Genomic DNA, 23,199 nt, shown 5'->3' with positions numbered 1-23,199 from the left:
TGTCGGCCTTCTTGCCGTTCTTCGGCTCGGCCGGGAGATTCGGATCCGCCTTGGCGTCGTCTGCCTTGGACTTCTTCTTCTCTGAATTCGCCATGTCGATTCCGATCTCTTGCATAGGAGCCGCTTCGTGCTGACAGTGCCACGCTGTCATCAGCTTGTCCTGTACGACATGTGATACTGAGCCGGCATGGTTATCGTGGCCTGCCGAGTTGGGGATGGAAGACGGAATGAGCGACAGGGAACGGACCGCGGGGGATCCCGAGGCGGCGGGCGAGGCAAGGTACGGCGTCGTCGCCCGGCTGATCGAGGCGCGCGGCTTCTTCCTGACCATGACCGCGCTGCTCCTGTTCCTGGTGCTGATCAACGAGATCAGTCCGGTCGCCGCCGGCATATTGCTCGCCGCCGCCATCGGCTTCTTCGCCATCTTCATTCGCGGCCGCGACGAGCTCCCCGTCCGGCTGACCAGCCGGCCTCCGCCGTCGATCTGGCCGGAAACCGGCATCAAGCGCATGGCCGATGCGCTGCCGGATCCCTGTGTCATCCTCGATCGTCGCGGCGTCGTGCGCTATGCCAACCGGCGCGCAGAGGCGACCTTTCCCCTGCGCCCCGGCGATCCCTTGACCTTCCGCCTGCGCAATCCCGATTTTGTCGGCGCCTTCGACCGTGTCGCCGCCGGCGGCCCGGCCGAGAAGGTGCAGTTCCTCGAGCGCGGGCCGACCGAGCGCTGGTACCTCGCCTGGTTCTCGGCGCTGGAGCCCGGCGGCAACGACAAGTCCGGCTTCATCGTGCTGATCTTCTCCGACCAGACGGAGCAGCGGGTGAGCGAGAAGATCCGCGTCGATTTCGTCGCCAATGCCAGTCATGAGCTGCGCACGCCGCTCGCCTCGCTCTCCGGCTTCATCGAGACCATGCAGGGCCCGGCGCGCGACGACGCGGTGGCGCGCGAGCGCTTTCTCGGCATCATGCACGATCAGGCGACCCGCATGAGCCGGCTGATCGACGACCTTCTGTCGCTGTCGCGCATCGAGATGAAGGCGCATATGCGGCCGGAAGCGCCCGTCGACCTGACCGGCGTCATCCGCGGCGTCGTCGATGCGCTGGAGCCGCTGGCGCGCGACCTCGGCGTCACCATCGAGACCGATCTGCCGGCGACGCCGCTGGTCGTGCCGGGCGATCGCGACGAGCTGGTGCAGGTATTCCAGAATTTGATCGAAAACGGCTGCAAATACGGAAGATCGGGCGAGCGCGTGCTGGTGACGGCGGCACCGCCGCCGGGCGGCCGCGGCGGCCCGGTCGTCACCGTGCGCGATTTTGGCGCCGGCATTCCGGCCGAACATCTGCCGCGCCTGACCGAGCGCTTCTACCGCGCCGACATCCAGGCGAGCCACGCGCAGCGCGGCACCGGGCTCGGGCTTGCCATCGTCAAGCACATCCTGAACCGCCACCGCGCCAAGCTCGGAATCGAGAGCCGCTCGGGCGAAGGCTCGACCTTCACAGTCACCTTCAATGTCGCCTTCACAGGAAACGAGCCCTCGGCTCGGCGCATTCCGCAAGATATTTCATACAGTTAGACTGTCATAAAAGAGTTATGCTATCGTCATAGAACCATCGCCTGTGGTCACTACGGTCCGCTCGCGTCCCGGTCGCACGGCTGGGGCAAGCAACCGCAAGTCCCGGAACCCTCGTCAGGGAGACGTCAGGTGAAACTCAAGAATATCGCACTCGCGGCCGGCCTTTTCGCCGCCACCATCGGCCTCAACGCGGCCCAGGCAGCGGACATTTCCGGCGCCGGCGCGACCTTCCCGTACCCGGTCTACGCCAAGTGGGCGGACACCTATAAGAAGGAAACCGGTACCGGCCTGAACTACCAGTCGATCGGCTCCGGCGGCGGCATCAAGCAGATCAAGGCCAAGACCGTCACCTTCGGCGCCTCCGACGCCCCCCTGAAGCCGGAAGAGCTGCAGAAGGCCGGCCTGGTCCAGTTCCCGACCGTCATCGGCGGCATCGTGCCGATCATCAACGTTCCCGGCCTGAAGGCGGGCGACCTGACCCTCGACGGCCAGACGCTGGCCGACATCTTCCAGGGCAAGATCGCCAAGTGGAACGATGAAGCCATCAAGAAGCTGAACCCCTCGGTCGAGCTGCCGGACATGGCGATCGCCGTCGTCCGCCGTTCGGACGGTTCGGGCACCAGCTTCGTGTTCACGACCTATCTGTCGCAGGTCTCGAAGACCTGGGCCGACGAGATCGGCGCCGCTTCGGCCGTCGAATGGCCGGTCGGCATCGGCGCCAAGGGCAATGAGGGCATCGCCGCCAATGTCGGCCAGACCCAGGGCTCGATCGGCTACGTCGAGTACGCCTACGCCGCCCAGAACAACATGACCTACGCCAAGCTGGTCAACAAGGACGGCAAGACCGTCGCTCCGGATGCGGCCAACTTCGCCGCCGCCGCCTCGAACGTCGACTGGAACAACGCTCCGGGCTACTACGTCACCATGACGAACGAGCCGGGCGAGACCTCCTGGCCGATCACCGCCACCACCTTCATCCTCGTCTACGCCAAGCCGGACAAGCCGGCCGACGTCGCCGAAGCCCTCAAGTTCTTCAGCTGGGCTTACGACAAGGGTGACGCTGCGGCCGAAGCGCTGCACTACATCCCGCTGCCGGACGCGGTCGTCGCCAACGTCAAGGCGACCTGGGCCAAGGAAATCCTCGGCGCCGACGGCAAGCCGGTCTACGCGGGCAACTAAGCCTGAACAGTACGAAAGAGGGGCGCACGGCCCCTCTTTCACCTTCTCCAGTCACATTGGCTCCCAATGCGGAACCGGGAAAACAACATGGTCGATGCTGCGATGACAGGCGCGATCAGCGCCGGCATGGATAGTGCCAAGCTGAAACGCATGCGACGGTTCAAGGCCGGGGACGCGACGTTCCGGGGCCTGACCCTTGGCGCCGCGCTGCTGGTGCTGCTTCTCCTCGGCGGCGTGATCCTGTCGCTGATCCACGGGTCGATCCCGGCTCTCTCCACCTTCGGGTTCGGCTTCCTCGCCAGCCAGTCCTGGAACCCGGTCACCGAGAAGTTCGGCGCGCTCGCGCCCATCTACGGCACGATCGTCACCTCCTTCATCGCGCTGCTCATCGCCGTTCCCGTCGGCATCGGCATCGCCATCTTCCTGACCGAGCTGTGCCCGCCCTGGCTGAAGCGTCCGATCGGCGTCGCCATCGAACTGCTCGCCGGCATCCCCTCGATCATTTACGGCATCTGGGGTCTGTTCGTCTTCGCGCCCTTCTTCCAGACGACGATCCAGCCCTTCCTGATCGACGTCTTCGCGCCGATCCCGGTGCTCAACAGCCTGTTCGCCGGCCCGCCTTACGGCATCGGCGTGCTGACCGCCGGCTTCATCCTGGCGATCATGGTGCTGCCCTTCATCACCTCGATCACCCGCGACGTGTTCGACACCGTGCCGCCGGTCCTCAAGGAAGCGACCTACGGCCTCGGCTGCACGACCTCGGAAGTGGTGCGCAAGGTGGTGCTGCCCTACACCCGCGTCGGTGTCATCGGCGGCGTCATGCTCGGCCTCGGCCGCGCGCTCGGCGAGACGATGGCGGTCACTTTCGTGATCGGCAACGCGCACAAGATCTCCGCCTCGATCATGGCGCCGGGCACGACCATCTCGGCCTCGATCGCCAATGAATTCACCGAGGCCGTCGGCGACCTCTACACCTCGTCGCTGATCGCCCTCGGCCTCATCCTCTTCGTCATCACCTTCATCGTCCTGGCGGCGGCGCGTCTTCTCCTGATGCGCATGAACGTCAAGGCCGGCAACTGAGGCGCGCGACCATGGCAAGCTCTCTCAGCACCGCCGCGGCCGGCTATTCCGCCGCGACAACGCCCGCCGCGCAGGCGCTCTATCGCCGCCGCCGTCGTGGCAACGCGATCCTGCTGGCGCTCTCCTTCGCCGCGACGGGCTTCGGCCTGATCTGCCTCGTGCTGATCCTGCTGGCGCTGCTCTACCAGGGCTTCAGCGGCCTCTCGCTGGCGGTCTTCACCGAGATGACCCCGCCGCCCGGCTCTGCCGGTGGCCTGCTCAACGCCATCTGGGGCAGTCTGGTCATGACCGTCGGCGGCGTCGTCATCGGCACGCCGATCGGCATCCTGGCCGGCACCTACATGTCGGAATACGGCCGTCACAACAAGCTGACGACGGTGGTCCGCTTCATCAACGACATCCTGCTGGCGGCCCCTTCGATCGTCATCGGCCTGTTCGTCTACGAAGTGATCGTCGTCCAGATGGGCCATTTCTCGGCCTTCGCCGGCATGGTGGCGCTTGCGATCCTGGTGATCCCGGTCGTCGTCCGCACCACCGAGGACATGCTGAACCTGGTGCCGAACCAGCTGCGTGAAGCCGCCGCCGCGCTCGGCCTGCCGCGCTCGATCATGATCCGTCACGTCGCCTACAAGGCGGCGCTCTCCGGCATCGTGACCGGCGTGCTGCTGGCGATCGCCCGCGTCAGCGGCGAAACCGCCCCGCTGCTCTTCACGGCGCTGAACAACCAGTTCTGGAGCACCGACCTGAACGCGCCGATGTCGTCGCTGCCGGTCACCATCTTCCAGTTTGCCCTGTCGCCCTATCCGGACTGGCAGAAGCTGGCCTGGTCCGGCGCCCTGCTCATCACCTTTACCGTGCTGGCGCTCAACATCGTCGCCCGCGCCTTCCTCAGCCCCAAGGCTTCCAAATGACCCAGACCGCGTTGAACACGGCCGGCATGGCCGAGAAGATTTCGATCCGCAATCTGAAGTTCTTCTACGGCGACAGCCTGGCGCTGAAGACCATCAACCTGCCGCTCTTCGAGAAGAAGGTCACCGCCTTCATCGGCCCGTCGGGTTGCGGCAAGTCGACCCTGCTGCGCGTGCTGAACCGCATGTACGACCTCTATCCGCGCCAGCGCGCCGAGGGCGAGGTGATCTTCGACGGCAAGAACGTCCTCGATCCCGACCAGGACCGCAACATGCTGCGCGCCCGCGTCGGCATGGTGTTCCAGAAGCCGACTCCGTTCCCGATGTCGATCTATGACAACATCGCCTTCGGCATCCGCCTCTACGAGAACATCTCGCGCTCCGAGATGGACGGACGCGTCGAGGCGGCGCTGACGCGCGGCGCCCTCTGGAACGAGGTCAAGGACAAGCTGCACTCCAGCGGCCTCAGCCTCTCCGGCGGCCAGCAGCAGCGCCTCTGCATCGCCCGCACCATCGCGGTGCGGCCGGAAGTCGTGCTGTTCGACGAGCCGTGCTCGGCGCTCGATCCGATCTCGACCGCCAAGATCGAGGAACTGATCGACGAGCTGACGACCGACTACACGATCGCCATCGTCACCCACAACATGCAGCAGGCGGCGCGCGTCTCCGACTACACGGCCTTCATGTATCTCGGCGAGCTGATCGAATTCGACGAGACCACGAAGATCTTCACCTCGCCGTCCGACAAGCGCACCCAGGACTATATCACCGGTCGCTTCGGCTAAGCCGGGCCACGGGTAGGAGCACGACATGTCCGAACACATCGTTTCCAAGTACGACGAAGAGCTGAACGACGTTGCCCGCCGGATCGCCGAGATGGGCGGCATGGCGGAGCGTCTCGTCGACGTCGCCGTCGGCTCGCTGATGCGGCTCGACACCGATACGGCGCGCGCCGTCATCGCCGACGACAAGAAGCTCGACGTGCTGCAGCGCGAATGTGAAGAGCGCGCGATCATGATCATTGCGCGTCGTCAGCCGATGGCGATGGACCTGCGCGAAGTCATCGCCGCCCAGCGCATCGCCAGCGACCTCGAGCGCATCGGCGACCTCGCCAAGAACATCGCCAAGCGCGTCATCGCGCTCGACGGCCAGTTCCAGTCGAAGCGCTTCAACACCGGTGTCGAGCACATGGCGCAGCTGTCGCTCGCCCAGCTCAAGGACGTGCTCGACTCCTACGCCACGCGTGACGTCGAGCAGGCCTACCAGGTCTGGAAGCGCGACGAAGAGATCGACGCGATGTACACGTCGCTCTTCCGCGAACTGCTGACCTACATGATGGAAGATCCGCGCAACATCACCTTCTGCACGCATCTCCTGTTCTGCGCCAAGAACATCGAGCGCATCGGCGACCACGCCACCAACATCGCCGAAACGGTGCACTATGTCGTCACCGGCCAGGTTCTGGCCGAGGATCGTCCGAAGCAGGACGATTCCAGCACGACCGCCGTTGCCTATGAGCAGAACTGACCAAACGCCTGAATGCTAGGATCTTCGTGAATGACGCCGCGCGTTATGATCGTCGAGGATGAGGAGGCGCTGAGCCTCCTCCTCCGCTACAACCTCGAAGCCGAGGGTTATGCCGTCGAAGTGGTGCCGCGTGGCGACGATGCCGAGATGCGCCTGCTCGAGACCGTGCCCGACCTGCTGCTGCTCGACTGGATGCTGCCCGGGATCTCGGGCATCGAACTCTGCCGCCGCCTCCGTGCCCGCGATGCCACCCGCACGTTGCCGGTGATCATGCTCACCGCCCGCGGCGAGGAGCAGGAGCGCATCCGCGGCCTCGCCACCGGCGCCGACGACTATGTCGTCAAGCCGTTCTCCGTGCCGGAGCTTATGGCGCGCGTCCGCGCCATCCTTCGCCGTTCGCGCCCGGAGGTGATCGCCTCGCTGCTGCGCGCCGGCGACATCGAGCTCGACCGCGAGACTCATCGCGTCCGCCGTTCGGGTCGCGAGCTGCATCTCGGCCCGACCGAGTTCCGCCTGCTCGAATATCTGATGAAGAGCCCCGGCCGCGTATTTTCCCGCGAGCAGCTGCTCGACGGCGTTTGGGGCCGTGACGTCTATGTCGACGAGCGCACCGTCGACGTCCATATCGGCCGCCTGCGCAAGGCGGTGAACCGCGGCCGCGTCAAGGATCCGATCCGCACCGTGCGGGGCTCCGGCTATTCCTTCGACGACCAGTTCGCCGCCGCCTGAATCCCTTTCATCGCCGCCTTTCCCCCGGGAGGCGGCCTGAAAACAAGCAAAGCCGCGTTCGGGTATCTCCCGGCGCGGCTTTTTGCTGCCCGGATGGGAGGGCTACAAAAAGAAACGGCCGTGCGCCTCGGGGGGAGGGCGGCACGGCCGGAATGGCATTTCGGGACGAAGGCGCGGACGCCGTCGTCGTCAGGCTGGCGCGATCAGGCGCCGACGGCCTTCTTCTGGCGGCGGTCATGCACCGGCTGGTAGGCTACCCGCGAATGATATTCGCAATAGGGAATGCCCGAATTCGAGCGCTGGCCGCAGAAGTGGAAATCCTCGGTGCTCGGGTCGCCGATCGGCCACTTGCAGGTCTGCTCGGTGAGCGTGAGGATCGTGGCGTGCAGGCTGATCGGAACGACGACGTCGTCCGAGCTGACAGGCCGGGGCACGCGCCGCGGCTCGGGCGCCATCTGGCCGAGAGGCTTCAGGGCCGTGTTGCCGGCCACCATCGGCCTGACGGGATTGGGACGCCCTGTCGTTGCAGAGCGGCTACTGGTCGTCGACGCGGGCTTGCGCGGGCGGGCGACCGGCGCTGCGGCCGGCTTGGCACGACCCGAGAGGCTCAGCCGATGTACCTTGCCGATGACTGCGTTACGCGTTACGCCGCCGAGTTCCGAAGCGATCTGGCTTGCGCTCAGGCCGTCGGTCCAGAGCTTCTTCAGCAACTCAACCCGTTCGTCCGTCCAAGTCATTAGCGTGTCCTTGTCGGTCGGAGCGATACCCGGAATCCTGTCACGGTCGTTCAGCCGGGATGCCGGACGACTGCGGACGCCATACAAGGGTCAGGGGGAGGTACCTGCTCGATATTTCGTGTCTTAACGAAAAGTAAAATACTATATGGCGTGACTCGGTGACAAGAGTCCGGGGGATTCGTCAAAGAGGATCCGGCCGTTTTCCCCAACTTGCAGCGCATTCCCGATCCGTGAGTCCGGTCAAACGCTTAGCCGTCGTGACGTGGCTGCGGGCGGTGATTTGATTGACACAAATCGTCACGACCGTGATATAAGGGCAACGCAAAAAGGTGCTGCTCGGCGCGTCGGCCTCGGGCAGCACCTTTGATTTTTAGGCATCCGTTTCCGTGGTTTCATCCGAAGGAGGGGATATGAGCGCCCCCGATACCAGCGTTAAAAAGACCTCGACCAGCCTCTTCGACACCTTTTCGCGTGCGCCGCTCGAGTTCGAGCGAGGCGAGGGGGCCTGGGTCTTTACGCGAGAGGGCGACGCTTATCTCGATTTCTCCGCCGGCATCGCGGTGAACACGCTCGGCCATGCCAATCCGGTTCTCGTGCAGGCGCTGACCGAGCAGGCCGGCAAGCTCTGGCACACCTCGAACCTGTTCCGCATTCCGGGTCAGGAGCGACTGGCCGACACGCTGGTCGCGAACTCCTTCGCCGACCGCGTCTTCTTCGCCAATTCGGGCGCGGAGGCGAACGAGGCCGCGATCAAGACGGCGCGGCGCTATCATTATGTGAATGGCCAGCCGGAACGCTATCGCATCCTCACCATCGAGGGCGCCTTCCACGGCCGCACGCTGGCGACGCTCGCCGCCGGCGGCCAGCAGAAATATCTCGACGGTTTCGGCCCCAAGGCCGACGGTTTCGACCAGGTTCCGTTCGGCGACATGGCGGCGATCAAGGCCGCGGTGACGCCGCAGACGGCCGCCATCATGCTCGAGCCGATCCAGGGCGAGGGCGGCGTGCGCGCCTTCCCGAACGCGTTCCTGCGCGAGATCCGGGCGCTCTGCGACGCCGAGGGCATGCTGCTGATCCTGGACGAGGTCCAGACCGGCATCGGCCGCACCGGCAAGCTGTTCGCCTATGAGTGGACCGGCATCACGCCGGATATCCTCACCTCGGCCAAGGGCCTTGGCGGCGGTTTCCCGCTCGGCGCGTGCCTGGCCACCAATGAAGCTGCCAAGGGCATGACCCCCGGCACGCACGGCACCACCTTCGGTGGCAATCCGCTGGCGATGGCGGTCGGCAACGCCGTGCTCGACGTCGTGCTTGCCGACGGCTTCCTGGAGCATGTGCGCGAGACCGCGCGCTACCTGACCCAGCGCCTCGGCGGCCTGATGGACAGCCATCCCGGCGTCATCGACGACATCCGCGGCGAGGGCCTGCTGGTCGGCCTGCATGCGCTGAAGCCGATCCCGGAAGTGGTCGCGGCGCTCCGCGAGCAGAAGATGCTCGCCGCCGGCGCCGGCGACAACGTCTTGCGCCTGCTGCCGCCGCTCAACATCGGCAAGGCAGAAGTCGACGCGGCGATCGAGAAGCTCGATGCCGCCTTTTCCGCAATCGAAACCGAAGCCGCGACGTCGGCACGGCAATCCGCCTGAGCGGACAAGGCAGGACATCATGGTTCGGCATTTTCTAGACCTGACGGAATTCGATTCCGCCACGCTGCGGCAGATCATGGACGGCGCCAAGCGCCTCAAGGCGGTGCGCGACGGCGCCCGCGACGGCGTCGGCCCGCTCGCCGGCAAGGTGCTGGCGCTCGTCTTCGAGCAGCCCTCGACGCGCACCCGCGTCTCCTTCGACGTCGGAATGCGCGAGCTCGGCGGCCAGACGCTGATGCTGACCGGCGCCGAGATGCAGCTCGGACGCGGCGAGACCATCGCCGACACGGCGCGTGTCATGTCGCGCTATGTCGACGGCATCATGATCCGTATCCTCGACCACGAGCAGCTGACCGAGCTGGCGGCGAACGCCACTGTGCCCGTCATCAACGGCCTGACGCGCCGCTCGCATCCCTGCCAGATCATGGCCGACATCCTCACCTATGAGGAGCATCGCGGCTCGATCGCCGGCAAGACGGTGTCGTGGCTCGGCGACAGCAACAATGTCATGGCCTCCTGGGTCCACGCCGCCGCGCGCTTCGACTTCCGCCTGAAGATCGCGACGCCGCCGGAGCTTGCGCCGTCGCACAAGCTGCTCGACTGGGCCCGCAACAATGGCGGCGAGGTGATCGCCGGCGAGGATGCCCACGACGCGGCCGCCGATTCCGACTGCATCGTCACCGACACCTGGGTGTCGATGGGCGACAGCGAGGCGGAGCGCCGGCACAATCTGCTGAAGCCCTACCAGGTCAACGCCCGGCTGATGGCGCGCGCCAAGAAGGACGCGCTGTTCATGCATTGCCTGCCCGCCCATCGCGGCGAGGAGGTCACGGCCGAGGTGATGGACGGGCCGCAGTCCGTCGTCTTCGACGAGGCCGAAAACCGGCTGCACGCGCAGAAGGGCATTCTTGCCTGGTGCCTGGGCGGCGCGGAGGCGCTTTGATGGTGGAGATCGCAACTCTCGGACCGGCCTCGATCGACCCGGCCGGCGATGACGCCGTCCTGCCGTTTTCGGTCGAGGGCCTCGACGTGCGCGGCCGCGCCATCCAGATGGGGCCGGCGCTGTCGGCCCTGCTGGCGCGGCACGATTATCCGCTGCCGGTCTCGAAACTGCTCGGCGAGGCGGTCGTCCTCGCCGTGCTGCTCGGCTCGTCGCTGAAATTCGACGGCCAGTTCCTGCTGCAGACGCAGACGGATGGCCCCGTCGACATGCTGGTCGTCGACTACCGCACATCCGGCAACATTCGCGCCTATGCCCGCTTCAAGGCGGAGCGTGTGGCGGAGATCGAGGCCGAGGGGCTGTCGAAGCCGGAACTGCTGCTTGGCAAGGGCATCCTGGCGATGACCATCGACCAGGGCGAGTTCACCAGTCGCTACCAGGGCATCGTCCAGCTCGACGGCGCCAGCCTGGAAGAGGTGGCGCATACCTATTTCCAGCAGTCCGAGCAGATCCCGACGATCGTCCGCCTGGCGGTGGCCGAGATGATGACCCGCGAGGATGGCGGCGCCGCGCATAGCTGGCGCGGCGGCGGCCTGCTGGTGCAGTACCTGCCGGAAGCCTCGATCGGCGTGCATCGCGACCTCTCCGGCGGCGACGCGCCGGAAGGGCTGGAGCATCACGCCGAGGAAGAGGACGCCTGGGCCGAGGCGAGCTCGCTCGTCTCGACGGTCGAGGATCACGAGCTGATCGATCCCGACGTGCCGGCCGAACGGCTGCTCTACCGCCTGTTCCACGAGCGCGGCGTGCGGGTCTTCGACCCGGTCCCCGTGCGCGAACAGTGCTCCTGCTCGCGCGAGCGCATCCAGGGCGTGCTGTCGAGCTTCTCGGCGGAAGAGATCACCGAGAGCATCGAGAACGGCGAGATCGCCGTCTCCTGCGAGTTCTGCGGCCAGAAATACGCCTTCGACCCGCAGGAATTTCTGGGCTGATTTCAGTGCGGGCTGAGGGGAGACCCTCTGCCCCAGCCCTCTCCCGCCTGTGGGAGAGGGGTATGGCTGCGCATTCCTTCACCTCTCCCGGTGGGAGAGGTCGGAGCGAAGCTCCGGGTTAGGGGATGCGGCCTTACCGGATAGTTCCCTACGCCCTCACCCGCCGGCCTGCGGCCGTCGACCTCTCCCCACGGGAGAGGTGAGGGGCGGTACGCCCGCGAACGCCTAGTGCAGGACGCGGGGGGCGTTGGGGACGTCGAGGGAGAAGGCCGGGATCTCGACGGAGAACATTTCGCCGCTCTCGGTCTGCATCTGGTAGGTGCCGGCCATGATGCCGGACGGCGTCGAGAGCGGGCAGCCGCTGGTATATTCGAAACTCTCGCCGGGCTTCAGCGACGGCTCCTTGCCGACGACGCCGACGCCGCGCACTTCCTCGGTGCGGCCCTTGCCGTCGGTGATGCGCCAGAAGCGCGAGCGCAGCTGGACGTTTTCAAGCCCGAGATTGACGATCTCGATGGTATAGGCCCAGACGTAACGGTCTTCGCCCGGCGAGGAATCGTCCTCGACGAAGCTTGGCTGCACGGTCACCTGGATCGATCGCGTGACGGTTCGATACATCGGCGTTCTTCTCGAAATGGATCGGAGCACATAGCGCCTGGCAAGGTGGGGCGTCAATCGCGCGCGACGCCGCATGGCGTGCGCAACCCGCTCGCTATGTCGTTGTGGCAACACGCACGACATTTGCAGCCGACACGTTTCGCCAGTGAATCGGCTACGCTATAGTTGCGCGGGTTGTAGATCAGGGTTCGCGACGAGCCGGGCGAAAGGGAACATTCAATGCTGAAGGAATTCAAGGAGTTTGCCCTCAAGGGCAACGTGGTCGACCTGGCCATCGGTATCATCATCGGCGCCGCCTTCAGCGGGCTGGTCAATTCGATTGTCAATGACATCATCATGCCGATCATCGGTGTGATCACCGGCGGCATCGACTACACCAACAAGTTCATCCAGCTCGCCGGCGAGCCGCAGACCACCCTCGACGCCGCGCGCAAGGCCGGCGCCACCGTCGCCTATGGCAACTTCCTCACCCTGCTGATCAACTTCCTGATCGTCGCCTGGATCCTGTTCCTGATCGTCAAGGGCATGAACCGCATGAAGCGCGAGAAGGCCGCCGCCCCGGCGCCGGTCGCGACGCCGGAAGACGTCGCCCTGCTGCGCGAGATCCGCGACCTGCTGGCGAAGCAGAAGGTCGGCTGATCCTCCAGCCTCGCTGGACGGGAATGCGACGGACGGCGGCCCTTGGCCGCCGTTTTGTCGTTGTTGGCCGCTACGAGCGGCGATCGATCCCATTCCGGCGCCCCGGCGATCAGGGCAGGGGCGCCCGCAGACATTGGAACATTGCGTGTCAGACCATTCCGCACTGCATTCGCTGCGGCCGGAGGCGAGCGAGGCTCCCGAAAGCGGCATCGTCGAGGTCTTCAACTACGGGCGCGACCGCGCCGGGCTGATCCCGCTCTGGGTCGGCGAGGGCGACCTGCCGACGCCGGCCTTCATCAGCGAGGCGGCGCAGGCCGCGCTCAAGGCCGGCGAAACCTTCTACACCCACCAGCGCGGCATTCCGGAGCTCCGGCAGGCGCTGGCCGACTATCACGCCCGCCTCTATGGCCGTCCGTTCGATCCCGAGCGCTTCTTCGTCACCTCGGGCGGCATGCCGGCGATCCAGATCGCGCTCCGCATGGCGGCGGGGCAGGGCGACGAGGTCGTGGTGCCGACGCCGGCCTGGCCGAATTTCGCCGCCGCCGCCGAGATCGGCGCCGCCCGCGTCGTCGAGGTGCCGCTCACCTATGGCAATGCCGGCTGGACGCTCGATCTCGACCGCTATTTCGACGCCGTGACGCCGCGCACCAAAGCGCTGTTCCTGAACTCGCCCTGCAACCCGACCGGCTGGACGGCGACGCGGGACGAGTTGCAGGCAATTCTCGATTTCGCGCGGGCGCGCGGGCTGTGGATCGTTTCCGACGAGGTTTATACGCGCTTCTTCTATGAGGGCATCCGGTCGCCGTCCTTCTATGACGTCGCCGGGCCGGACGATCGCATCCTCTTCGTCAACACCATGTCGAAGAACTGGGCGATGACCGGCTGGCGGGTAGGCTGGATCGCGGCGCCGCCGGCGCTCGGCCAGGTGATCGAGAACCTCGTGCAATATTCGAGCTCGGGCACGCCCAAATTCCTGCAGCGCGGCGCCGTCGCGGCGCTCGAGCAGGGCGACGCCTTCATCGACTTCCAGCGCCAGCGGGCGACAGAGGCGCGCGAGATCGTTTGCTCGGGACTGGAGCGGACGGGCCGGGTGCGCCTGGTTCGGCCGGCGGGCGCCTTCTATGCCTTCTTCGCCGTCGACGGCGAGCCGGATACGCGGGCGCTGGCGCTGAAGCTGGTTGACGAGGCCGGCGTCGGCCTCGCTCCGGGCGGCGCCTTCGGCGCCGGTGGCGACGGCTTCATGCGGCTCTGCTACCTGCGCGATCCCGAACAGATCCGCGAGGCGACAAGCCGGCTGGCGGGCTGGCTGGCGAAGTAGCCGCAGCCTGCTGACTTTCATGACTGGGCCCGCCGATCCGTCGGCGGGCTTTTTTCATGGCGGCGGCTCGCGCGAACGACTGGTGGCGGCTCGATCCCGAGCGTGTCGTGCAGATGCGCCCAGGTCACTGCCTCGAACCGTTCCGGCCAGCGGGCGCCCAATCGTGCCGCCATCTTTCTCGCGCGCGGAAGATAGAGCGCGGCATGCGCCAGATAGTTGGCGATCAGCGCGTCGCGCTCCGCCACCAGCGGCGGCAGTGCGGCGAGGGCCTTTTTCTGCTCCGCCGTGATCAGGCGGTTCAGATGCAGCACGCCGCCGCGATTGGGCGCGTCGGTCTCCTCGATCAGGAGATCGGTGATCAGATTGCGCAGGAAGAACAGGCCGGTGACCGAATTGAAGTATTCCGCCCGTCCCATGGCGAGCGGCAGCAATCCCAGGACGCGGAAGAACTCCTCGACCTGCCACTGCAGCCGTCCCGGGCTCGGTCGCGGCTTCTCCGCCTCGGCCGGCAGGGCTTCGAGCAGTTCGTCCGGATCGAACAGGATCCTGAGCCCGGCCTTCGTCCGCTCGGCGATCTGCTCCGGCGTCACGATGTCGACGTCGACGCGAAGCCAAGCCGCGGTGATGGCGTTGATCAGCGTCGGCTTCACCTGCCGGTCTCGCCAAAGCACGATCTCGCCGACCCTGCCAAGCGCGTCGCGCCAGAGCGCGGCGGTCTCGCTGCTGGCGCCGCTGTCGGCGACGACGAGAAAATCGAGATCGCTATAGGCATCGGCGAGGCCTGCGCCGTGGCTGCCACCCAGCGCCAGCGCTCGGATGCCGGGCTCGGCTTCGAGCCGTTCCGCGATGGCGCGGATGGCGGGATCGACATCGAAGGCGGGCGCCTGCGGCCTGTCGCGTTCGGCGGCATGGGACATGGTGTGTTTCCCCCGGGCAGGAGCCTAGCAGGCGGCGGCGAATGTTCAATCCGGCCGCCTTCCGCGGCTCTGCTGCCGGAGCGATGCCGACCGGATCCGCGAGGCGGCCCGTCGCCTGGCTGGCGAAGCCGGCAGGCAAGCAAGCCCCTCACCCAACCCTCTCCCGCGAGCGGGCGAGGGCGCCGCGCGCTCCCTCTCCCTCAGGGAGAGGGTTGGGGCGAGGGCCTGCCGGTCCACGCCTGCAGATTCTATTGCCAACAGTCCTTGGCTCGGGTAGATCATGCCCATACATCAAGAGTTGGGCCGACGCCCGACGCCAACCTGCCTTTCCGGGCAAGGTGGCACTCCCTCAGGGAGGATGTGGCCGATCCGGCAACCAAACGGACCCAGTCACACAGCGTCGGACCTTCCAGTACAGGACGACGCCGCCATGCCGATCAAGATCCCCGATGACCTGCCAGCCCGCCGCAAGCTCGAAGCGGAAGGCGTCGTGGTCATGCGCGCGGCCGACGCCGTGCGTCAGGACATTCGCCCGCTCCGGATCGGCCTGCTCAACCTGATGCCGAACAAGATCACCACCGAGACGCAGATCGCGCGGCTGCTCGGCGCGACGCCGCTGCAGATCGAGCTGTCGCTGGTGCAGATCACCGACCATGCGCCGCGCAACACCCCGGCCGAGCACATGCTCTCCTTCTACCGGCCCTGGGAAGAGGTTAAGGACGAGCGCTTCGACGGCTTCATCGTCACCGGCGCGCCGGTCGAGCGCATGCCGTTCGAGGACGTGACTTACTGGGACGAGCTGCGCCGGATTTTCGACTGGACGCAGACGCATGTGCATCGCTCGCTCAACATCTGCTGGGCGGCGCAGGCGGCCGTGCACCATTTCCACGGCATGCAGAAATACGACCTGCCCGGCAAGGCGTTCGGCATCTACCGGCACCAGATCCCGGCTGCCGCCTCGGCGTCGCACTATCTGCGCGGCCTTGCCGACGAGTTCGCCGTGCCGGTGTCGCGCTGGTCGGAGGTGCGCAAGAGCGAGATCCCGCAGGGCAGCGGCGTGATCGTGCTGGCCGAGAGCGAGGAGACGGGCCTGTGCCTGCTCGACGACACTCGCCATCGCGCCCTGCACATGTTCAACCATCTCGAATACGACACCAACTCGCTCGGCGACGAGTATTTCCGCGATATCAACGCCAAGATCGACGTGGCGCTGCCGGCCGATTATTTCCAGAAGAACGATCCGGCCCGGCCGCCGGTCAATAGCTGGCGCGGCAACGCCCATTTGCTGTTCGGCAACTGGATCAACGAGATCTACCAGACCGTGCCGTTCGACATCTCGAAGATCGGCCAGGAAGAAGCGACGGAAGTCGCGGCGTAGGCTGCGGGGTTGGGGGAGGAAGACCCTCACCCCGGTGCGGGAGAAGGGGCGCGCCTGTGCTCGTTGCCGGCAGTGCGCCAATACGATGAAGGTCGCCGGCCCAAAAGCCCTCGCCCGCTTGCGGGAGAGGGTTGGGTGAGGGGCTTGCTTGCTGAAACAAAAAAGGCCCGCCGATCGCTCGGCGGGCCCTTTTCATTCCATAGGGACCGTTCAGCCGCCGGCGGGCGGGAACACGTCGAAATGCGAGGCGCCGCCGTTCGCGACCAGGCGAGCGGTCTTCGCCGGGGCGGTGCGGCCCATCGGCAGCCACAGGCGCTGCCAGACGTCGATCAGCGCGTCGCGCAGGCCGAGGATCAGCTTCTCGTCGTGGCAGGGCGTCGGCGTGATGCGCAGCCGCTCGGTGCCGCGCGGCACCGTCGGGTAGTTGATCGGCTGGATGTAGATGCCATGCTCGTCGAGCAGCATGTCCGAGGCCTTCTTGCAGAGGTCCGGATTGCCGACGAAGAGCGGCACGATATGGGTTTCCGACGGCATCACCGGCAGGCCGGCGGCGATCAGCACTTCCTTGGTGCGCTGCGCGTGCTGCTGCTGCAGGTCGCGCTCGACCTGCGAGGTCTTCAGGTGGCGGATCGAGGCCGTGGTGGCGGCCGCGAGCGAGGGCGGCAGCGCGGTGGTGAAGATGAAGCCCGGCGCATAGGAGCGGACGGCGTCGATGATGGCGCGGCTGGCGGTGATGTAGCCGCCGAACGTGCCGAACGCCTTGGCGAGCGTGCCCTCGATGACGTCGATGCGATGCATCAGGCCCTCGCGCTCGGCGATGCCGGCGCCGCGCGGACCATACATGCCGACCGCATGGACCTCGTCGATATAGGTCATGGCGCCGTATTTCTCGGCGAGATCGCAGATGCCGGCGATCGGCGCGACGTCGCCATCCATCGAATAGACGCTCTCGAAGGCGATCAGCTTGGCGCGGCCGGGGCCGGCTTCCTTGAGCAGCTCTTCGAGATGCTCGAGGTCGTTGTGGCGGAAGATGCGCTTCTGCGCGCCCGAGCGGCGGATGCCCTCGATCATCGAGGCATGGTTCAGCTCGTCCGACAGGATCAGGCAGTCGGGCAGGAGCTTGCCGAGTGTCGACAGCGCCGCATCGTTGGAGACGAAGCCGGAGGAGAAGACAAGGCCGGCTTCCTTGCCGTGCAGGTCGGCGAGCTCATGCTCCAGCTCGACCAGCGGATGGTTGTTGCCGGAGATGTTGCGCGTGCCGCCGGCGCCGGTGCCCATGCCCTGCGCCGTCTCGACCATGGCGCGGACGACGTCGGGATGCTGGCCCATGCCGAGATAGTCGTTCGAGCACCAGACGGTGATTTCGCGCGCGCCGCGCTCCGAGCGCCAGATCGCGTGCGGGAAGCGGCCCACGATCCGCTCGAGGTCGGCGAAGACGCGGTAGCGCTTCTCGGCATGGAGAGCGTCGATCGCGTCCACGAAAAACGATTGATAGTCCATCAGCAGAGTCCGCTTCTTGGATGGGTTCCAAACTAGCCGAGGAACCCTAGCGAGTCCAATGCTGTTTGGCCTTGCGGCAAGTCAAATTCGCGCCGTTGATTTCAGCTTGGCGCCAGTAATCATGACGACGCGCGGGCCGCCACTGCGCAATTCAGCGCATCTTCTGTCCATGCCGTCGCAGCCGGGCGCCGCAACGCGGCCCGGCACAGGAAAAAGCCGCCGGAACGGGCGCATTCCGGCGGCTTTCGGTGGTTCGTGGCGGCGAAAGGACTCAGGCCTTGTCGAGCGCCATGCGGAGGTCCTCGATCAGGTCGTCGGGATCCTCGAGGCCGATCGAGAGGCGCAGCATGCCCGGCGTGATGCCGAACCCGAGCCGCGCCTCTTCGGAGAGGCGCTGGTGAGTCGTGGTCGAGGGATGGGTGATCAGGCTCTTGGCGTCGCCGAGATTGTTGGAGATGGTGATGATCTCCAGCGCGGTGGCGACTCGGAACGCCGCGTCCTTGCCGCCGTCGATCTCGAACGCCATCATCGTCGAGCCGGCGCCCATCTGCTTCTTGACCACGTCGGCCTGCGGATGGTCCGGGCGGCCGGGATAGATCAGCTTGGCGATCTTCGGGTGGCTGGCGATCGCGTCGGCGATCTTCGCCGCGCTTTCGGTCTGGCGGCGGACGCGGATATCGAGCGTCTCCAGCCCCTTCAGCAGCACCCAGGCGTTGAAGGCCGACAGCGTCGGTCCGGTCTGGCGCAGGAAATTGTGTAGGTGGTCGTTCACATAGGCTTCGTCGGCGGACAGGATGACGCCGCCGAGCACGCGGCCCTGGCCGTCGATGTGCTTGGTGGCGGAATAGACGACGACGTCGGCGCCGAGCTTGATCGGCTGCTGCCAGATCGGCGTCGCGAACACGTTGTCGACGATGAGCAGCGCGCCGGCCTCATGCGCGATCCTGGCGACCTCGGCGATGTCGATCACTTCGAGCGTCGGATTGGTCGGGCTTTCCAGGAAGAAGGCCTTGGTGTTCGGCCGCACCGCGTCGCGCCACTGGTTCAGGTCGGTGCCGTCGACCAGCGTCGACTGCACGCCGAAGCGCGGCAGCAGGTCCTCGACGACGTAAAGACAGGACGAGAACAGCGCCTTGGCGGCGACGACGTGGTCACCTGCCTTCAGCATGCACATCAGCGCCGCCGTCACGGCCGCCATGCCGCTCGCCGTCGCGCGCGCCGCCGCGGCACCTTCGAGCTGGCGGATGCGCTCCTCGAACATGAACACGGTCGGGTTGGAGAAGCGCGAATAGATGAAGCCAGGATCCTCGCCCTTGAAGCGCGCTTCGGCCGCCTCGGCGCTGTCATAGGCAAAGCCCTGCGTCAGGAACATCGCCTCCGACATCTCGCCGAACTGCGATCGGAGGGTGCCGCCATGCACGAGTTCCGTGGCGGGGCGGCGGGGGCGCTTGGCTTTGTCTTCGGACATTGTGTTCTGATCCCGGATACGAAAAAACCCGACGCGAAGTCGGGCAAAAATCGGATGTCGGATTTCCGGCAACCGACCTTTTAGCGACATTGTTTAACGTGGCGGCAAGCCGGTCGGCTCAAATAGACCACGGTAGGCCGTTTTCTGATATGCCTCTGGCGGCTTGGCGTCAACGGTGAGTTCGGATAAGGAGGGCGACCGCTCGGAGCCGAGTGTCGCAGGTTTGTTCGCCTCTCCCCATGGAGAGGTCGGGCCGGAAGGCCGCGGTGAGGGTTTACGGCCTCACCGGAGAGTTTCCTAAACCCTCACCCGCCGGCTTCGCTTTCGATCTCTCTCCAGGAGAGGCGAAGACATACGGATTGCTGAGAGAGTTGGGGAACGGGTGAGATGACGGATAAGGCAGCAATCGGAATTCTCTCGGCCGAGCAGATCCGCGCGAGCCTCGCGGCCGGCCAGATCGTGATCGACCGCCCGCTCGACGTTGACCAGGTGCAGCCGGCGAGCCTCGACCTGCGCCTCGGCACCGTCGCCTACCGCGTGCGCGCCAGCTTCCTGCCGGGTCCGAACGTGCTGGTGAAGGACCGTCTCGCCGAGCTCACCCTGCACGAGATCGACCTGACGGGCGGTTCGGTGCTGGAGACGGGCTGCGTCTATATCGTGCCGCTGCTCGAGGGCCTCGCGCTGCCGGCCGACGTGCAGGCCTCGGCCAATCCGAAATCCTCGACCGGCCGGCTCGACATCTTCACCCGCGTCATCACCGACCGGGCGCAGTCCTTCGATACCATCCCCGCCGGCTATCAGGGCCCGCTCTATCTGGAAGTCAGCCCACGCACCTTCCCGATCGTCGCCCGCACCGGCTCGCGCCTGTCGCAGATCCGCTTTCGTCGCGGCGATACGCGGCTTTCCGATACCGATCTCGCCGCGCTCAATGCGCGCGAGCCGCTCGTCGACGGTGCGTTCCGCGCATCCGGCGGGCTGCTGCTTTCCATCGATCTCGAAGGTTCGAACGGCATCATCGGCTATCGCGCCAAGCGCCACACCGGCGTCGTCGACGTCGATCGCCGCGCCGCCTGCGACGTGCTCGACTACTGGGAGCCGATCCCGGTGCGCGGCAAGGCCGAGCTGATCCTCGATCCCGACCAGTTCTACATCCTCGTCTCGCGCGAGGCGGTGCATGTGCCGCCGGACTATGCGGCAGAGATGGTCGCCTTCGACCCGCTGGTCGGCGAATTCCGCGTCCACTATGCCGGCTTCTTCGATCCGGGCTTCGGTCACCAGGCCGCCGGCGGCGCCGGCAGCCGCGCCGTGCTGGAGGTGCGCAGCCACGAGGTGCCGTTCATCCTCGAGCATGGCCAGACCGTCGGCCGCCTTGTCTATGAGCGGATGTCGGAGCGCCCGGCCAAGCTCTATGGCAGCGACCTCGGCTCCAACTACCAGGCCCAGGGCCTGAAGCTCTCGAAGCATTTTCGGTAGGCGAAGGACGGTCGAAAGACCCTCGCCCCAACCCTCTCCCGCGAGCGGGAGAGGGCGATGGCGGTTTTCCGGGCTCGATCTTTCACCTCTCCCATGGGAGAGGTGAGGGCGGCCTCACTCCGAAACCGTCACCCGCACCGCACCAAGGCCGGAAATCTCGATCTCGGCCCGGTCGCCGGCGTTGAGCCAGCGCGTCTCGACCAGGCTGCCGGTCAGAACCAGTTCGCCCGCCTTCAGGCCGTCGCCCCGCGCCGAGAGGCTGCTGGCGAGCCAGGCGAGCGCGTTCAGCGGATGGCCGAGCACGTCGGCGCCGCGGCCGCGTCCGGCTTCGGTATCGTTGATCCGCGTCACGCCGAGGACCGTTGAAAGATCCGGCGCCTGCGCGAACGGCAGTGGCTCGCCGAGCACGCAGCCGGCGGCGAAGAAGTCGTCGGCGATCAGCGTCGGCGTGTCGGTCTGGCGCCAGTCGGCATAGCGGTCGTCGACCAGCTCGATCGCCGCCATCACGCTCTCGACCGCGCCGGCGACCTCCTCGGCGCGGTAGGGGGCGGAGCGCGCCGGCAGGTCGCGGCCGAGCCGGACGGCGATCTCGCACTCGATGCCGACATGGCGGAAATCCGCCGCCGCGATCGTCGCGCCGGAGCGGTGCTTCGTGCCTTCGAACAGGCCGGCGCCGCAGGGGTTCGGAATGCCGAGATAGGTCTGCATCACCGGCGTCGTGCAGCCGATCTTCCAGCCGATCCGGCGGCCGTATCGGGCGCCGGCCAGCCGTTCATGCACCTTGCGCTGCACGGCATAGGCCGCCGCCTCGTCGGCTGGACGGATCGGCTCCGGCAGCAGCGGCAGCGGCGCAAGAGCGATCCGCGCCATGGCGATCCGGTCGGCGGCATCCTCGATCGGCGCGGCGGTGGTCGGCGGCATGACAATCTCGTTTTCGGGACAGGCATTTAGGTCGGCGGTCGGGTCGCGCGCGAGTTGCATCGCCGAACGGAGCCCGGCTAGGATCGCGCGAGGGCATGTCCCGCCTCGCGACGGCAACGTGCCGCGCCGAGGTGCCGGGGACAAGGGCACTTAACGAAATCCGCTGGCGAACAGCGAAACGGGCAGGGAAGAGACGATGGAAGCGCGCGTAGACGGCAAGATCCTTCTGGTGACCGGCGGCACGCAGGGCGTGGGCCGGGCCGTGGCGCTGGAGGCGGCGCGTTCGGGCGCGGAAGGCGTGATGCTGGTCGGGCGCAATCCGCAGCGCGGCGCCGCCGTCGTGGCCGAGTTGGAGGCGCTCGGTGTCGGCGGCGGCTTCGTCTCCGTCGATCTCGCCGCCGCCGATGCGGCGGCCATCGTCCTCGACGCGGCGCTCGATCGCTTCGATCACATCGACGCCCTTGTCAACGCCGCCGCCAGCACCGATCGCGGCTCGATCGCCGAGGCCGACATCGACTTCTTCGATACGGTCTTCGCCACCAATGTGCGCACGCCGATGTTCCTGATGCAGGGCGTGATCCAGCACCTGCGCAGCCGCGAGGCGCCCGGCGCGATCGTCAACGTCCTCTCGGTCAACGCCTATGGCGGCACGCCGGAGCTCGGCGTCTATGCCTCGTCCAAGGCGGCGCTGCTGACGCTCACCAAGAACGCCGCCCACTCGCACCGCTTCGACCGCATCAGCGTCAACGGCATCAATCTCGGCTGGGCCGATACCCCGGGCGAGCGCGAGATGCAGGCGGTCAAGCTCGGCAAGGGGGAAGGCTGGCTGGCCGATGCCGAGGCGATGATGCCCTGGGGCCGGCTGATCAAGCCGGACGACGTCGCCCGCCTGGCCCTGTTCCTGCTGAGCGACGCCTCGCTGCCGATGACCGGCGCGATCGTCGACCAGATCCAGGACTATGTCGTCGGCGTGCGCGACTGAGCGGGCGGGTGGATCTTCGAATGCGGTTCTTGAGTTCTTCGAGCCACGTCGCCGTCCTTGCCGCGGCGCTTCTTGTCGGCGCGGACGCATGGGCGGCCGAGACGGCCGCGCCGCCAGCCCGGGCCGATTTCCAAGACGCGGAGACCGGGCTCGCCTTTTCCGCCCCGCCGCCGCTCGTCGTTGGCGGGCAGCGCGACCATCGTGGGCATGATTTCGTCATCGAGGTCGACACCTCTGATCCGTCGCTGCCGCGCGCCGGCACGTCGAAGAGCCTCTGCGCCGTGGGCGTGAAGACGCAGCCGGAAGAGGTCCAGGCGTTGTCGCAGGAAGCGCTGTCCTCGCCGGAGATGGTCGCGGAAACGCTGGAATCGATGCGCACCACGCTCGGCTTTATGGGCAGCGTCGTCGACATCCGGCCGGTCGATTTCGGCGGCGGCGCGCGCGGTGTCGCGGCGGTGACGACGCCACACCTTGGGCCGGATCACGCCAATGTCCGCCAGTACATCGCCATCGCCGAGACGCCGGCCTATCGAATCAGCCTCTCCTGTGCCACCACCGCGGCGGCGATCGACAGGGCGCGCCCGCTGTTCGACGCGCTGGTCGGGACGCTCCGCATCGAGGGTTCCCGGTGAACGGGCCGAGGCGCCGGCGTCGTTCGGCGCCCCGGCAGACAGGCATTCGA

General features: G+C 66.7%; 22 protein-coding genes and 2 riboswitches. Of the genes, 16 read left to right on the top strand and 6 right to left on the bottom strand.

Features of this window, described 5'->3' with window-relative positions:
* The first annotated feature begins 227 nt into the window (after positions 1–227).
* The 7 genes from WFK98_RS24000 to phoB all read left to right on the top strand — a co-directional run bounded on the left by WFK98_RS24000 (position 228) and on the right by phoB (position 6,994).
* Positions 228–1,571 carry an ATP-binding protein gene (locus WFK98_RS24000; protein WP_336802052.1) on the top strand — a complete coding sequence of 448 codons (1,344 nt, stop codon included), beginning with the start codon at positions 228–230 and terminating at the stop codon, positions 1,569–1,571.
* A 129-nt stretch (positions 1,572–1,700) separates the two neighbouring features.
* The gene (gene pstS / locus WFK98_RS23995) at positions 1,701–2,750 is read left to right on the top strand and encodes a phosphate ABC transporter substrate-binding protein PstS (RefSeq protein ID WP_266337245.1); all 1,050 of its coding nucleotides are present in this window, start codon (positions 1,701–1,703) and stop codon (positions 2,748–2,750) included.
* 87 nt (positions 2,751–2,837) lie between these two features.
* The gene (gene pstC, locus WFK98_RS23990) at positions 2,838–3,830 is read left to right on the top strand and encodes a phosphate ABC transporter permease subunit PstC (RefSeq protein WP_420909587.1); all 993 of its coding nucleotides are present in this window, start codon (positions 2,838–2,840) and stop codon (positions 3,828–3,830) included.
* A gap of 11 nt (positions 3,831–3,841) precedes the next feature.
* Positions 3,842–4,741 carry a phosphate ABC transporter permease PstA gene (pstA, locus tag WFK98_RS23985; protein WP_266337246.1) on the top strand — a complete coding sequence of 300 codons (900 nt, stop codon included), beginning with the start codon at positions 3,842–3,844 and terminating at the stop codon, positions 4,739–4,741.
* Positions 4,738–5,523, top strand: coding sequence for a phosphate ABC transporter ATP-binding protein PstB (gene pstB, locus WFK98_RS23980; RefSeq protein ID WP_266337247.1), 786 nt, complete (start codon positions 4,738–4,740; stop codon positions 5,521–5,523). Before pstA ends, pstB begins: the two co-directional genes overlap by 4 nt.
* Positions 5,524–5,548: 25 nt before the next feature.
* On the top strand, positions 5,549–6,265 hold the full coding sequence (gene phoU / locus WFK98_RS23975; protein WP_266337248.1) for a phosphate signaling complex protein PhoU: 717 nt from the start codon (positions 5,549–5,551) through the stop codon (positions 6,263–6,265).
* A gap of 30 nt (positions 6,266–6,295) precedes the next feature.
* Complete coding sequence (phoB, locus tag WFK98_RS23970) at positions 6,296–6,994, top strand: phosphate regulon transcriptional regulator PhoB (protein ID WP_266337249.1); 699 nt, start codon at positions 6,296–6,298, stop codon at positions 6,992–6,994.
* A gap of 203 nt (positions 6,995–7,197) precedes the next feature.
* Here phoB and WFK98_RS23965 read toward each other — a convergent pair whose 3' ends face one another.
* Positions 7,198–7,731: a GcrA family cell cycle regulator gene (locus tag WFK98_RS23965; RefSeq protein ID WP_266337250.1), complete on the bottom strand. Its 534-nt coding sequence runs from the start codon at positions 7,729–7,731 to the stop codon at positions 7,198–7,200.
* 410 nt (positions 7,732–8,141) lie between these two features.
* Here WFK98_RS23965 and WFK98_RS23960 point away from each other — a divergent pair, with 410 nt between their 5' ends.
* Genes WFK98_RS23960 through WFK98_RS23950 form a run of 3 tightly spaced genes read left to right on the top strand, consistent with a single transcriptional unit; the run spans position 8,142 to position 11,303 of the window.
* A complete protein-coding gene (locus WFK98_RS23960) occupies positions 8,142–9,374 on the top strand; it encodes an aspartate aminotransferase family protein (RefSeq protein WP_336802051.1) in 1,233 nt (410 codons plus the stop codon).
* A gap of 19 nt (positions 9,375–9,393) precedes the next feature.
* On the top strand, positions 9,394–10,317 hold the full coding sequence (gene argF / locus WFK98_RS23955) for an ornithine carbamoyltransferase (RefSeq protein WP_336802050.1): 924 nt from the start codon (positions 9,394–9,396) through the stop codon (positions 10,315–10,317).
* Positions 10,317–11,303 (top strand): Hsp33 family molecular chaperone, encoded by a 987-nt coding sequence (locus tag WFK98_RS23950; RefSeq protein WP_336802049.1) that lies wholly within the window; start codon positions 10,317–10,319, stop codon positions 11,301–11,303. Before argF ends, WFK98_RS23950 begins: the two co-directional genes overlap by 1 nt.
* Positions 11,304–11,528: 225 nt before the next feature.
* On the opposite strand, the gene apaG is transcribed toward WFK98_RS23950, so the two are convergent.
* Positions 11,529–11,921, bottom strand: a complete 393-nt coding sequence (gene apaG, locus WFK98_RS23945) for a Co2+/Mg2+ efflux protein ApaG (protein ID WP_266337254.1) — start codon at positions 11,919–11,921, stop codon at positions 11,529–11,531.
* A 219-nt stretch (positions 11,922–12,140) separates the two neighbouring features.
* Between apaG and mscL the strand changes: the two genes are divergently transcribed.
* Together mscL and WFK98_RS23935 are read left to right on the top strand one after the other, a co-directional pair.
* Positions 12,141–12,560: a large conductance mechanosensitive channel protein MscL gene (mscL, locus tag WFK98_RS23940; RefSeq protein WP_266337255.1), complete on the top strand. Its 420-nt coding sequence runs from the start codon at positions 12,141–12,143 to the stop codon at positions 12,558–12,560.
* 145 nt (positions 12,561–12,705) lie between these two features.
* Entirely contained in the window at positions 12,706–13,878 is a 1,173-nt protein-coding gene (locus tag WFK98_RS23935; RefSeq protein ID WP_336802048.1) for a pyridoxal phosphate-dependent aminotransferase, read from the top strand.
* A gap of 17 nt (positions 13,879–13,895) precedes the next feature.
* On the opposite strand, the gene WFK98_RS23930 is transcribed toward WFK98_RS23935, so the two are convergent.
* On the bottom strand, positions 13,896–14,795 hold the full coding sequence (locus WFK98_RS23930) for a nucleotidyltransferase domain-containing protein (protein ID WP_336802047.1): 900 nt from the start codon (positions 14,793–14,795) through the stop codon (positions 13,896–13,898).
* A 283-nt stretch (positions 14,796–15,078) separates the two neighbouring features.
* A riboswitch (SAM-I-IV-variant riboswitch) is annotated at positions 15,079–15,185 on the top strand.
* Positions 15,186–15,225: 40 nt separating this feature from the next.
* Between WFK98_RS23930 and WFK98_RS23925 the strand changes: the two genes are divergently transcribed.
* A complete protein-coding gene (locus WFK98_RS23925) occupies positions 15,226–16,173 on the top strand; it encodes a homoserine O-succinyltransferase (RefSeq protein ID WP_266337258.1) in 948 nt (315 codons plus the stop codon).
* Between the two features lie 210 nt (positions 16,174–16,383).
* On the opposite strand, the gene hemA is transcribed toward WFK98_RS23925, so the two are convergent.
* Both hemA and WFK98_RS23915 read right to left on the bottom strand, forming a co-directional pair.
* Positions 16,384–17,673: a 5-aminolevulinate synthase gene (gene hemA / locus WFK98_RS23920; RefSeq protein ID WP_266337259.1), complete on the bottom strand. Its 1,290-nt coding sequence runs from the start codon at positions 17,671–17,673 to the stop codon at positions 16,384–16,386.
* Positions 17,674–17,944: 271 nt separating this feature from the next.
* Positions 17,945–19,141, bottom strand: coding sequence for an O-succinylhomoserine sulfhydrylase (locus WFK98_RS23915; protein ID WP_336802046.1), 1,197 nt, complete (start codon positions 19,139–19,141; stop codon positions 17,945–17,947).
* Between the two features lie 60 nt (positions 19,142–19,201).
* Positions 19,202–19,282, bottom strand: a riboswitch (SAM riboswitch).
* 246 nt (positions 19,283–19,528) lie between these two features.
* On the opposite strand from WFK98_RS23915, the gene WFK98_RS23910 reads away from it, so the two are divergent.
* A complete protein-coding gene (locus tag WFK98_RS23910; protein WP_266337261.1) occupies positions 19,529–20,614 on the top strand; it encodes a 2'-deoxycytidine 5'-triphosphate deaminase in 1,086 nt (361 codons plus the stop codon).
* Positions 20,615–20,728: 114 nt separating this feature from the next.
* Here WFK98_RS23910 and WFK98_RS23905 read toward each other — a convergent pair whose 3' ends face one another.
* Positions 20,729–21,535, bottom strand: a complete 807-nt coding sequence (locus WFK98_RS23905; RefSeq protein WP_336802045.1) for a 2-keto-4-pentenoate hydratase — start codon at positions 21,533–21,535, stop codon at positions 20,729–20,731.
* A gap of 196 nt (positions 21,536–21,731) precedes the next feature.
* Here WFK98_RS23905 and WFK98_RS23900 point away from each other — a divergent pair, with 196 nt between their 5' ends.
* Positions 21,732–22,517: an SDR family oxidoreductase gene (locus WFK98_RS23900; protein ID WP_266337263.1), complete on the top strand. Its 786-nt coding sequence runs from the start codon at positions 21,732–21,734 to the stop codon at positions 22,515–22,517.
* A gap of 20 nt (positions 22,518–22,537) precedes the next feature.
* Entirely contained in the window at positions 22,538–23,149 is a 612-nt protein-coding gene (locus tag WFK98_RS23895; RefSeq protein ID WP_266337264.1) for a hypothetical protein, read from the top strand.
* The last annotated feature ends 50 nt before the right edge of the window (positions 23,150–23,199 follow it).

It is taken from the genome of Kaistia sp. MMO-174 (assembly GCF_037147815.1).
Taxonomy (GTDB): domain Bacteria; phylum Pseudomonadota; class Alphaproteobacteria; order Rhizobiales; family Kaistiaceae; genus Kaistia; species Kaistia nematophila.
Note: the sequence above shows the minus strand (reverse complement) of the source record. Positions and strands in the feature narration are given on the sequence as shown.